This is a genomic window from Rhodopila sp., from assembly GCF_965276935.1.
Taxonomy (GTDB): domain Bacteria; phylum Pseudomonadota; class Alphaproteobacteria; order Acetobacterales; family Acetobacteraceae; genus Rhodopila.
On the sequence record NZ_CBDIBS010000001.1, the window covers coordinates 522,490 to 534,715 of the forward strand.

Here is a 12,226-nt window from a genome sequence, read left to right on the forward strand (position 1 = left end):
CAATGCTTTCTGCCGCCATGCTCTCTACCAGCGACTTCGGCCAGCTTCGTGCGTTCATCGCTGTCGGCGAGGAACTCAGCTTCAGCCGTGCCGCGGCCGTCCTGAGCGTCTCTCCGTCGGCGCTCAGCCAGATGGTGCGCGGGTTCGAGACGCGTGTCGGCCTGCGCCTGCTCAACCGCACGACTCGCAGCGTGTCCCTGACAGAAGCCGGCGAGGTCTTGTTGCGGCGTCTGCGTCCGGCCGTCTTCGACCTGGGTGCGGCCGTGGAGCAGGCCAGCCAATCCCGCGGGCGGCCTGCCGGGCGCGTGCGTGTCCACGCCTTCCGGGTCGCGGCGAAGCTGTTCCTGACGCCAATGCTCAGATCGTTCAACGACGCCTACCCCGATATCGTGCTCGACATCACCCTGGATGACGCCGTGGTAGACATGGTGAAGAGCGGTTACGACGTCGCCATCCGCGTGGGCGAGGTCATCGAGCGCGACATGATCGCGGTGCGCCTTGGTCCCGATCTCCGCCAGGTCGTTGTCGCCTCGCCCGACTACCTGGCGCGCCATGGCGCGCCGAGCGATCCAGGCGGCCTCAAGCACCATCGCTGTATCCGCTGGCACTGGCCCGGCCAGGCGACGCCCTACGACTGGGAGTTCTGGGATGGCAAACGCTGGTTCGGCGTGGCGGTTGACGGACCGCTGATCGTCAACAGTCGCGACCTGGAAAGCCAGGCGGCCCTGGCCGGTGTCGGTCTTGCGTTCGTGGTGGAGGAGATGGTTGCCCCACTGATCGCCGAGGGACGACTAGTGCCGCTCATGCAGCAATGGTCGGCTCCGTTCCCAGGCTTCTTCCTGTGCTATCCGGAACAGCGACAGATGGTCCCCGCGTTGCGGGCATTTATCGACCAGGTTCGACAAGCCGCCGCTGTCGGTTCCCTTACCTGAACTTTACGATTGCCATACCCATAGGTCTCATACAGACCATGAGGCTGAAGGTTGTCTCTGGATTGACGGATTTCCCCGCGCCACCCGCTTCGTCTATGCAGGCGCCGCAGGACGGAGAACATCCAACATGACGACATTGGTCACCGGCGCGACTGGCTTCGTCGGCTCCGCCGTCGCGCGGGTGCTCGCGGCGCGCGGGCACACGCTGCGCCTGCTGACCCGCCCCAACAGCGATCGCCGGAACCTGGCCGGGCTGGAAGCCGAGGTGGTGACCGGCGACCTGACCGACCCCGCCTCGCTGGCGCGGGCCGCATCCGGCTGCCGCTACGTCGTGCATGTCGCCGCGGATTACCGCGTCTGGGTGCCCGACCCGGACGCCATGATGCGCGCCAACGTCGATGGCGCGGTGGCGATGGTGCGCGCCGCGGCGCGGGCGGGGGCGGAGCGGATTATCCACTGCAGCTCGGTCGCCGCCCTTGGCCAGATCGGCGACGGCACCCCGGCCGACGAAAACACGCCCACCAACGAGGCTGATTTCGTCGGCGTCTACAAGCAATCGAAATACCAGGCCGAACGCGCGGTGCTGGATCTGGCGCGCGCGGAGTCGCTGCCGGTCGTCGTCGTCAACCCCGCCGCCCCGGTCGGTCCACGCGACATCAAGCCAACGCCCACCGGCAAGATGATCCTGGACGCCGCCGCCGGTCGGGTGCCCGCCTATATCGATACCGGCCTGAACGTCGTGCATGTCGATGACGTAGCCGAGGGTCACGCACTCGCGCTGGAAAAGGGTCGGATCGGTGACCGCTACGTGCTGGGTGGCGAGAACATGCTGCTGAAGGACATCCTGGCGCTGGTGGCGGATGTCACCCACCGCCGCCCACCGTCCCTCCGCCTGCCGGAAGCCGTGGTCTGGCCCGCCGCGTTCCTCATGGAGAAATTCGCCGGGGTGACCGGCATCGCGCCGCTGATGACCCGCGACCACCTGAAGATGGCCCGCAAGAAGATGTTCTATTCCTCCGCGAAGGCGACCAGCGAGCTGGGATACAGCGCCCGTCCGCCGCGCATTGCGATCGAGGACGCGGTCGCCTGGTTCCGCGCCAACGGCATGCTGACGAAATGACCATCCTGGCGATTCTCTCGCTGCTGATTTGGCTCTATCTGCTGTTCGGCCATGGCCGCTTCTGGCAGTCCGGACCGATCCTGCCGATGCTGCATCCATCCACTGCGCCGCCGGTCGCGGTAATCGTGCCGGCGCGGGACGAGGCGCCACTGATCGCCGCGAGCCTGCGATCGCTGCTGGCGCAGGATTACGCCGGCCCGTTCCGGGTGATCCTGGTCGATGACGGCAGCACCGACGGCACCGGCGAAATCGCCCGCATGCTTAACGACCCGCGCCTGTCCGTGCTGTCCGGCGCCGCCCCGCCGCCTGGATGGAGCGGCAAGCTCTGGGCCGTCCAGCAGGGGGTCACCGAAGCCGGTCCGGCCGAGTTGCTGCTGCTGACGGACGCCGATATCGTGCACGAGCCCGCGCACCTGCGGGCCCTGGTCGCGCAGGCCGAGCGTTTCGAGCTTGATATGGTATCTGAGATGGTGCGTCTGGCATGCGATAGCCCGGCCGAACGGGCGCTGGTGCCAGCCTTCGTGTTTTTCTTCCAGTTGCTCTACCCGTTTGCCTGGGTAAACAACGGCTCACGCGCGACAGCGGCCGCGGCGGGGGGAACCATCCTGGTCCGCCAGCGTGCCATGCAGCGGATCGGTGGGATTGACAGCGTGAAAACCGCGTTGATTGATGACGTGGCACTGGCCGCCGCGATCAAGAAGGGCGGCCGGATCTGGCTGGGACATGCGGCCCTGGCACGCTCGGTGCGGCCCTACCCACGGGTGGTCGACATCTGGCGCATGGTGACGCGCACCGCCTATGTGCAGTTGCGCTATTCGCCGTTGCTGCTGATCGGCACCACGCTGGCGATGGCGATGATCTGGATCGTGCCGCCAGTGGTGGCGCTGACCGCGCACGGCGTGGCGTTCTGGTGCGGCATGGCGACCTGGATCATGCTGGCGATGTCATACCTGCCGACCTTGCGCCGCTTCGGGCGGTCGGCCCTCTGGGCGCCGCTCCTGCCACTGGTGGCGGCATTCTACACCGCCGCGACGATCGGGTCCGCGGTCAACCACTACGCCGGCCGCGGCGTCGCCTGGAAAGGCCGAGCCTATCAGGGGGGCGGGGCATGAACGATCTCGGCCAAGGCATTGTGGCGGACGTGGAGACATGGTCCGGCAAGGATCGCGGCGACGAGAATTTTCCCGTTGGCTCCCTGCTGATCCAGCGCAAATACCGCCAGCCGATGCATTGCTTCTACAGCTTCGCGCGCAACGCCGACGATATCGCCGACTCGCCCTGCCTTGCGGCCGCCGACAAGGTTGCCAGGCTGACACTTATGGAAGACGTGCTGCTGGGCCGCCGTGACAGCGGCTCGCGCAGCGCGACGGCGCTTCGCACCAGCCTGGCGGAGACCGGGGTGTCGCCGATCCACGCAGCCGAGTTGCTGGTCGCGTTCCGCCGTGACGCGACCACCTTGCGCTACCAGACAATCGACGAGCTATACGACTACTGCCGTTACTCCGCGGTTCCGGTTGGTCGGTACGTGCTCGACCTGCATGGTGAAAGCCATGATTGCTATGCGCCGTCGGACGCGTTGTGCACGTCTTTACAGATCCTTAACCATTTGCAGGATGGTGCCCGCGATCTGGCGGAGCTGGATCGATGCTACCTGCCGCAAGCGCTGCTGAACCAGTTCGGTGGCTCCGTCGAGGATCTGCGGCGGCCGGTGGAAACCCCTGGACTGCGCCGCGTCCGCTTGACGTTGCTGGAGCAGACCGACCGGCTGAACCAGACGGCCACGCACCTGCCGGGGACAGTCCGCAACATCAGACTGAGACTTGAAACGGCGGTGATCCTCGGCTTGGCCGAAAGACTGGCGCGGCGGCTGACGAACAATGACCCGCTCGCGACCCGGGTGAAGCTGAAGAAGACCGATGCCGCGTTCAGCGTTCTGGGGTCGGTGTTCAGGCGATGACCGCCACGCCGCTTGGTGTCGCGCCGGCCGATCTCGCGGCGGTCGAGACGGTTGTCCGCGGCGCCGGAACATCGTTCTACCATGGCATGCGGGTGCTGCCGCCCGATCGGCGCCACGCGATGTACGCGATCTACGCGTTCTGCCGCATCGTGGATGACATTGCCGATGAGGCTGGCGCCTTGCCGGACAAGATACGCGCGCTGGCAGCGTGGCGCGGACGCATTGCCGGATTATACCAAGGCCGGTCGGAGGATGCGGTCACCCGCGTGCTTGTCCCATCCGTGGCCCGCTTCCAGCTTCGCGCCGACGACTTCATTGCGGTCATCGACGGCATGCAGATGGATGCCGAAACGGATATCGTTGCACCGCCAATGGCGGTGCTGGACCTGTATTGCGACCGGGTCGCCTCGGCGGTCGGCCGGCTTTCGGTTCGGGCCTTTGGCGATACCTCGCCGGCGGCGGACGAGGTCGCGCATGCCCTCGGCCGAGCGTTGCAGTTGACAAATATCTTGCGAGATATCTACGAGGATGCGGCGAGAGGACGGTTGTATCTACCGGCCGAGTATCTGGCGGATGCCGGTGTGCCGGTCGAGCCCGCAGCGGCCTTGACCGCGCCTGGCCTTCCCATCGTCTGTGCGCGTCTTGCGACGCTTGCCCACACCTATTTCCATGGCGCAGCGCAGGCCATGCATCAGTGCGACCGGACGGCGATGAAACCCGCTCGGCTGATGGGTGCGACATACGATGCATTGCTGTCGGCGCTGGAAAGACGCGGTTGGCAACGACTGGACGAGCGGGTCAGCCTGCCGAAATGGCAAAAGCTGTGGCTGGCCTGTCGCTACTGGATATTTTAACCCTTCAGTCATGAACTCGAACCTGAATTTAACTTGATTTGGCAAGGTTTTCGCGTGTATTTTGTTACTAGTCGTTCAGGGCGTTTCTGTTGCCCCGGCTGTTAACTTCTTTACCACTTTCACATTCGGAGCGGACGCTCGTGAACACCTTTAGCAAACGCCTGATCGCCGTGCTGGCCATGCTTGTGCCGGCTGCCGCGCTGCTTTCGTCGCCGGTGCTGGCCGCCAGCTCGACCAGACACAGGGCTCATCATATGTCGGTTCACAATACCAGTTCACACCGGACCTCGTCTTCGCATCACAGAAGGGCAATGTCGGCGTCTGGCTAAACCACGGACGCTTCTGTCATGCAAGGTTCGTCTCGACTTTGCCGGGACGGTGTCTTCATGGCGGTGACGATGTTTTTCTGTGCTGGCCAGACGCGTCGATATGGATGCTAGTAACAGCCGCCGAAAGTCTTGACTCTCCGGGCGATGCACGCCCGCCATGCCGACGGAACCCGGCATCCGCCCTTTTCCTCAACACATGAAGATCGTGGATGGCCGGCCCTCCTTAAGTCTTCTTTTGGCTGAACTTGCTTATCGGGCCGACCTTCGGGACAAAAGGTCGAGAGCTGTCTTAAGGGAAATAAGAATTCCAATGCGCTTGATCTGGCATCTGCCTCGACGACGGGCTGATGCTAGCCGTGAACAAGGCGCTTGTCGCTTCTCTGGGCTTGCAAGGTGCGGCGGCATGACAACCGGCTACTGCGCGTCCGGCTTTGCTTGCGCCGCGGCACCCGGCGGCGGCTTGTCCTGAGCCGGATGCTGGTCAGACACCGTCTCCGGCCGGACCGGCGGGCTTTTCGCGATCGCCCCGGTCATCGGAATGAAGAACACGCCGATATCCCGGCGGGAGTGGATCTTGCCCTCGGCGTCCTTTGTATAGACATACAGCACCTGCCCCCGCTTGAATGGCTGACCGATGGGGATGATCATCCGCCCGCCTGGCTTGAGCTGCTTGAACAGATCGGGCGGCGCGAAGGTCGCGGCGCAGGTCACGATGATGATGTCGAACCCGCCCTTCACCTCCGGCCAGCCGTAGTATCCGTCGCCGACCTTCGTATGGACGTTATCGTAGCCGAGGGGGGCGAAGATGCGGCTGACCGCCTTGCCCAAAGGCTCGATGATCTCGATCGAGTAGGCGGTCTTGACGATGCGCGACAGCAGGCTGCTCTGGAAGCCGCTGCCGGTGCCCACCTCCAGCGTGATCTGACCCGGCGCGGGCTTGCAGACCTGCGTCATGTAAGCCTGGCCCAGATAGTCCGACAGGGCGGAACCGTAGCCCAACGGCCAGGGCTTTGGCGGGTCTTCATAGGCATCGCCGGGGGTGGCCCGGTGTTCGGGATATTCATAGTGGAAATACTCCCGCGGCACCGCCTCGAACGCCGCCAGCACCGCCGGATCGGCGGCACTGAAATGCTCCTTCAGGTAGGCCTGGATCAGCTTCAGCGCGGCAGGCTTGCGCTGCTGGATCGCGTCGAACTGCGCGTCGGTCAGGCTGACCGGCCGACCCGATGCATGCATTGCCTGTTCATACACAGCCTTCGTCCAGACCGGTGCCGCTCTGCCGGCCATTGGGGCCAGGACCGACGCGGTGGCAGTGGAGATTACTCCCCGGCGGGTGATGATGCGGGAATTTGGTGCCAAGCGGAGTGCTTCCTGATCGCGGGAAATGTAGCAACGGCCATGCCATACAGGATCGCCGAACACAACAGAACCCAGGTAAATCCGGCCTCGCGCGCGATCAGGTTCGCCAGCGGCGTTGCCACAACGGAAAATGCGCCGTTCAGCCCCCAGGCCCAGGGCAGAAATCCGCCCGTTCCGGTTCGGCTCAGCCCCAGCGGGAACGGCAGACCAAGTGCCAGGGAGACCGGCGCGATGATGACCAGCAGCAGGCCGGCGCGCGCGAGATAAGGCCAGCCCAGCGTGGCGAGGATCACCGGCTCCAGCAACAAGGCCGCGATCAGGCACCAGCCGACGACGACGCCGGCTGTCAGCGCGATGCCGCGGTGAGGGTTCGCCGCGAATCGGCCGGTCATCAGGCTGCCAAGGCCGGAGAACACCAGCATCCCGGTCAGCACCAGGGCAAAGCCGCTGGTCCGGTCGGTCAGCCAGAAGCTGGCCTTCTCGATCAGGTAGATCTCGATGAACAGGAAGCCCAGGGCCAGGACGGGAAAGTAGATCACCGAACGCAGCAGACCCGCCTGAGGCGCGCGCACCCGGCCGGGCGCGGCCAGCGGTACCAGCAACACCAGGACGGCGATGATCACCGCCTGGGCCAGCACTGCGAGATTGACCAGCGCCCCTACCTCGGCCTGTGGCAGGATCTCCAGACGCTTGAGGATCGTGCCGATCCGGTCCAGCCGCAGCACCGCATAGAAGAAAGGCTTCTCCAACGTGATCGGCGCCAGGTTGAACTGGTCACGCGATGGCGACGGCCGACCGGTCAGAACGGCTTCTGCCTCATCGGCGATGGCATCGTCCGGACCACCCGACTCAACCTCCCCCTTGTCGAACAAAACGGCAGGCAAGTCGTTGTAAATGCCGGATCGTGCGGCGGAAATATCTATGCCCGGATACCAGGACATGTCGAACGACCGGTCGTCGGCGAATTTTCGCGCGGCGGCGATGCGCGCCGCGCTCCAACCATCACGGGAAACAAGAATGCGGACATTCCAGGCGGAGCGGTAAACCACGACATGCTGGGCCGGGTTGTCGATGCCAGCCGACAGCAACGCGGCGCGGACCGTCGCCAGCATCCGCAGCGCGTAGACCGGAAAGTCTCGGATCGAGACCGGAATCGAAACCATGCCGCCGGGTGCCAGGGCATGCAGGTAGCCGGCGATCGCCTGTTGTGTGAAGGCGCTGGCGTTGACCTCGGCCGCATCCAGGAAATCAGCCGACAGGTCGACAATGTCCCAGGCGCCGCCGCGGGCAGTGGTGAGCGGGCTGGCATTGGTGATCCGGACACCCGGCGCCGCGGCGAACGGCGGCGCCGGGCCTAGGCCGTTGCGCAGCGCTGCGAACAGCACCGGCTCGGGTTCCAGCACCTGAACCCTGCTGGCGTCCAGCCGCAGCACCTCGGCGATGCGGAAGCCGCCGGAAGCGCCAACCAACAGGGTGCGGGCCTGAGGGATCAGGAGATATGGCAGCGCGTCAAGCGCCGCGCCGGCATAGCCGGTATCCAGCGTGCCGTCTGGCTTGCCGCCGTGCCTGCGCTTTTGCGGCAATGCCGCGATCCGGTTGCCGTCCCGGTACAGGCCATAGGTGCGCGGCGGTCCGTCGATGCCGAGCATGCCGGCATTGTTGGAGATATCGGTGTCCACCCGTTCCGTAAAGTCATCCAACAGGGCATAGTCGCCACGCGGCGAAGTCACCTGCGCGACGATTTTTGCATCCGGCGTGTGAAGTGGCGCGTAGATCGACTTGAAATCATTGTACGCCGCCTGATTGTCGAGCAGCAGAATTGCCTCGGCTGCACAGAGTGTGAGAACCGCGGCGGCAACCGCCCTGCCCCGGCCGGAGCCGCCGGTGAAGACCGCGCTGAGCGCCAGCGGCAGCAGCAACAGCGGCACCAGGTCGAAGGCGTGAACGACATACATGGCCGTTAGCACGGATGCGGCGCCGGTGCCAGCACCGGTCAGGTCGAAACCATAGACCAGACCAATGCGATCGGCGTTGCGCACGAAGCTCAGGCTGATGAACAGGCCGGCCAGGAAGAAGAATGGCAGCAGCGCAACATAATAGCCGGCGATGTTCCAAAGCTGGGGTTGCCAAGTAGCAGGATTCTGCAATTGCAGTGGGTTAAATGGATTAGTGGTGGTGAAGTGGTAGCCGGCCGCCGCGCTGACCACCAGCAGGGCCGGCAACGCCGCCATCAGCCGGCGACTGTTGCGGGCGAAGGCGTCCCGCCACAGCGCCAGGACCACGCCACTCAGGGCAAAGCCGACCATGACGATGGAGATGACCCAGTAGCCATATTCCGACCACTTCGCGACGGCGAAGTAGCGGGTCAACGCGGTTTCATAGCCGACCGCGGCCAGCGAGACGAGGAACAGCGCGATCAGGTTCACGGCCAGACCCGCCGGCGCAGGAAACTGTCGACCAGGTGGTTGAACCGTCCTGGCTCATCAATGAACAGGGCATGACCCACGTCTCGGAACACGACCATCTCGGTGCCCGGACGATTTCGCACCAAGTTTTCCCCCTGAGGCACCCAGCGCGGGCGGACGACATACAAGAGCGGAACCTTGGTCGCGTATACGGCCTCCCTCCAGTACGAGCGTGGAACCGGATAGGCCAACAGGGATCGACTGGCGGCTTCCGGCGTGCGCAGGCAGGCCGCCGTGAGACGATTCAGATAGGCAGCGGGCTCGACACGGCGGAACATGGCGCTGACGAACCTGTGCATGGCCTCCTCGCGAGACAGCGGGGGCCCGACATGCGGCGGCACCGGATGATACAGCGGCGGTGGCTCCTCGCCCACCGAGTTGTCCACCAGGATCAGTCCGGCGAGCAGCCTGTCACCCCGTACATGGATCGAGGCCAGCGTGTCCAGCACGCCCAGCGACCAGGCGATGACGACGACCGGCACAGGATCGATGTGATTGATCAGTTCGGCGATATCCCGGCCGCGGCGCACCGGTTCATAGCCCTCGGCTGGGACAGCGGAAGAACCCTGGCCGCGGGGATCGAAGGCGACGACATGGTAGCGGCGCGCGAAGACATTGATCTGCGCCGCCCAGATCCATGCCGGCATGGTCCAGCCAGGAACAAACACCAGTGTGTGCCTGTTGGTTGATCCGGCTTCCAGATAATGCAGCCGGACACCATCGCTGGAGAGAAAGAACCGATCCCGCGCCTGGGATCGCGCCGGGTTAACGAAGGACAGCAGGCCGAGCAGCAGAATCAGTGTCAGGAACAGCGTGCGGGTCATTGGCACCAGTTGACCAACCGGGTCGGGCCGGTCAACTGTTTCATGCGGTCAGGGTTTTCGCCGCTCGGTGCGGACGGTGGTGCGTGCCAACGGCAGCCGCCGGACTGGCGCTGATCATGACCCCGGCTTTGTCATACCAGACTCTGTGATCGTGCCTACAGCAGCAGGTAAGCGGCAAGTGCAATCAACGCCCAGATAGGCAGCGAGATCAGCAGGGCCAGGACGATGCCGCGAGATGGGTTGGCGCGGTGATCGTCGTCGAGCAGAGGCGCGCCATCATCTACCTGGCCCGGAGCCTCCGCCGCCTGCACCACCTGTGTCGGATTCCGGCTGGGCGACACGTCCGTCACGTGCGCATCGGCTGCCATAAACGACATCACCACCTGCCCTATGGCCATGCAACTTCAATGCATCTCCCTATATCGACTTCATCTGAAAACCGGTGCAAATCCACATCGTTCAGATGTTCACAAATCCGTGAACCGGAGGGAGGTAATGGGTTCCGGATGTCTGGATCGACGGTCTCTGCCTCAGGCCACGCCGGTCGAGCCGAAACCGCCCATGCCACGTTCCGACGGCGCGGAGAACGCCTCGACGATGCGGAACTCTGGCCGGACGATCGGCACGAAGACCATTTGCGCGAAGCGCTCGCCCGGCTTGATGACGACGGGTTCTTCCCCTGCCGGACTCCTGTTCCATGCGCTGACCAAGATAGGACCGGTGTAGTCGGCATCGATCAGGCCAACCAGATTTCCCAGCACGAGACCTTTCCGATGGCCCAGGCCCGACCGTGGCAGGACCAGCGCGGCAATTGTGGGGTCCCGCAGATGCACGGCAAAACCGGCCGAGATCAGGCAGGGCGGCATGCCGGGGAGGAGTTCCCGAGGCACGTCGATACACGCATGAAGGTCAATGGCGGCTGCCATGGCGGTTTGGTATCGCGGCAGGCCCCAGTCGCGTAGCCGTTCATCCAGCACTTTTAGCTCGACCCCAGGATTTTGCATCAGCCGCTCCTTCAAGCCCTGCCGTGAAAGCTGCCTGTAACAAAGCCGGCCAGTTTCCTCCAGGGCAGCGTGCGTCGCATGTCGGACAGATGATCACGAGCGGCGTGAACATCTTGACCGGCGACGCCGCGATCGTTCACTTTCGCTGGAACCCGAGCGGGATCAGGTTATGTTACAGATAGAATGTCAGTGAGTTACAATCTTTTTCGTACCTTGAATCTCAGGACGTCATCGAACCTTCATCGAATTGCAATCCCTTTGTCATCACTCCTGCCTAGGGTCCGCCGCGCGATGGCGCGTTGCCTCGGAGGAGAATTCAGGATGAAATTCGCTCTTACCGCCCTGGTCGTTGGCGCGGTCTGCTTTGCCGTTCCGATCAGGATGGCTCAGGCTCAGCAGATCACCGGTGCGGGCTCGACATTCGCCGCACCGATTTATGCCAAATGGGGTGACGCGTCGAGCGGAGCGACCGGCATCAAGCTCAATTACCAGGCGATCGGCTCGGGTGCGGGCATTAACCAGATCAACAACCGTACGGTCGATTTCGGCGCCTCCGATATGCCGGTGGCCGCGGATCAGCTAAGTGCGCACAAGTTGATGCAGTTCCCCACCGTGATCGGCGGCGTCGACATCATCGTCAATCTACCTGGGGTGAAGCCGAACGAGCTGAAGCTTACCGGAGCGGTCATCGCCGACATCTACCTGGGCAAGGTCACTAAATGGAACGATAATGCCATCGCCGCGCTTAATCCAGGGATGAAGCTGCCGAGCCTAGCCATCGCGTCGGTGCACCGGGCTGACGGATCCGGCACGACCTTTGTGTTCACTGACTACTTGGGCATGCAAAGTCCCGAGTGGAAGAGCAAGGTTGGCTCGTCCACCAGCGTAAGCTGGCCAGTTGGTGCCGGAGCCAAGGGTAGCGACGGCGTGGCCGGCACGGTCCGTCAGATCCCGGGCGGGATCGGCTACGACGAGAGCGCCTATGTGGAACAGAATCACCTGACGACCGTGCTGCTGCGCAACCAGTCCGGCAAGTTCGTTGCCCCGACGATGGCGGCGTTCGAGGCCACGGCCGCAAGCGCCGACTGGTCGAAGGTGCAAAACTTTGCCATCGACCTGAATGACCAAGCGGGTGAAGCGAGCTGGCCGATTGAATCCGCCACTTTCGTCCTGCTGCCGACCGATGCGAAGGAGGTAAGCCAAAGTGTCGCCGTAAAGAAGTTCTTCAACTGGGGCTTCAGCAATGGCAGCGGCCTCGCCAAGAACCTGCTTTACGTTCCGCTGCCTGCCAGCGTGCAGACCGCGATCCGAGCGGCATGGCAGAAGGACGTCCCCGGCGGCATGTGACGGCAGCGGCCTTGATCGGCGGACCTGGCTGACGG

Annotated in this window: 11 protein-coding genes; 6 read left to right on the top strand and 5 right to left on the bottom strand. The window is 64.1% G+C overall.

Annotated features, from left to right (window positions below; genetic code table 11):
• The first annotated feature begins 17 nt into the window (after positions 1-17).
• The 5 genes from ACQY4S_RS02370 (at position 18) to hpnD (ending at position 4,863) form a co-directional block, all read left to right on the top strand.
• Positions 18-932 carry a LysR family transcriptional regulator gene (locus ACQY4S_RS02370; RefSeq protein WP_428483583.1) on the top strand — a complete coding sequence of 305 codons (915 nt, stop codon included), beginning with the start codon at positions 18-20 and terminating at the stop codon, positions 930-932.
• Positions 933-1,059: 127 nt separating this feature from the next.
• The gene (hpnA, locus tag ACQY4S_RS02375) at positions 1,060-2,052 is read left to right on the top strand and encodes a hopanoid-associated sugar epimerase (RefSeq protein ID WP_428483584.1); all 993 of its coding nucleotides are present in this window, start codon (positions 1,060-1,062) and stop codon (positions 2,050-2,052) included.
• Entirely contained in the window at positions 2,049-3,164 is a 1,116-nt protein-coding gene (locus tag ACQY4S_RS02380) for a glycosyltransferase (RefSeq protein WP_428483585.1), read from the top strand. The genes hpnA and ACQY4S_RS02380 overlap by 4 nt, the downstream gene beginning before the upstream one ends.
• Positions 3,161-4,009 (top strand): squalene synthase HpnC, encoded by an 849-nt coding sequence (gene hpnC / locus ACQY4S_RS02385; protein WP_428483586.1) that lies wholly within the window; start codon positions 3,161-3,163, stop codon positions 4,007-4,009. The genes ACQY4S_RS02380 and hpnC overlap by 4 nt, the downstream gene beginning before the upstream one ends.
• Positions 4,006-4,863: a presqualene diphosphate synthase HpnD gene (gene hpnD / locus ACQY4S_RS02390; protein WP_428483587.1), complete on the top strand. Its 858-nt coding sequence runs from the start codon at positions 4,006-4,008 to the stop codon at positions 4,861-4,863. Before hpnC ends, hpnD begins: the two co-directional genes overlap by 4 nt.
• Positions 4,864-5,606: 743 nt before the next feature.
• On the opposite strand, the gene ACQY4S_RS02395 is transcribed toward hpnD, so the two are convergent.
• From ACQY4S_RS02395 to dut, 5 genes are all read right to left on the bottom strand, one after another.
• Positions 5,607-6,551, bottom strand: coding sequence for a protein-L-isoaspartate O-methyltransferase family protein (locus ACQY4S_RS02395; RefSeq protein ID WP_428483588.1), 945 nt, complete (start codon positions 6,549-6,551; stop codon positions 5,607-5,609).
• On the bottom strand, positions 6,512-8,977 hold the full coding sequence (locus tag ACQY4S_RS02400; RefSeq protein WP_428483590.1) for a hypothetical protein: 2,466 nt from the start codon (positions 8,975-8,977) through the stop codon (positions 6,512-6,514). The genes ACQY4S_RS02395 and ACQY4S_RS02400 overlap by 40 nt, the downstream gene beginning before the upstream one ends.
• A complete protein-coding gene (locus ACQY4S_RS02405; RefSeq protein WP_428483591.1) occupies positions 8,974-9,840 on the bottom strand; it encodes an alpha/beta fold hydrolase in 867 nt (288 codons plus the stop codon). The genes ACQY4S_RS02400 and ACQY4S_RS02405 overlap by 4 nt, the downstream gene beginning before the upstream one ends.
• A 155-nt stretch (positions 9,841-9,995) precedes the next feature.
• The gene (locus ACQY4S_RS02410; protein ID WP_428483593.1) at positions 9,996-10,238 is read right to left on the bottom strand and encodes a hypothetical protein; all 243 of its coding nucleotides are present in this window, start codon (positions 10,236-10,238) and stop codon (positions 9,996-9,998) included.
• 132 nt (positions 10,239-10,370) lie between these two features.
• Entirely contained in the window at positions 10,371-10,844 is a 474-nt protein-coding gene (gene dut / locus ACQY4S_RS02415) for a dUTP diphosphatase (RefSeq protein ID WP_428483594.1), read from the bottom strand.
• Positions 10,845-11,135: 291 nt separating this feature from the next.
• On the opposite strand from dut, the gene pstS reads away from it, so the two are divergent.
• A complete protein-coding gene (pstS, locus tag ACQY4S_RS02420) occupies positions 11,136-12,191 on the top strand; it encodes a phosphate ABC transporter substrate-binding protein PstS (RefSeq protein WP_428483595.1) in 1,056 nt (351 codons plus the stop codon).
• The last annotated feature ends 35 nt before the right edge of the window (positions 12,192-12,226 follow it).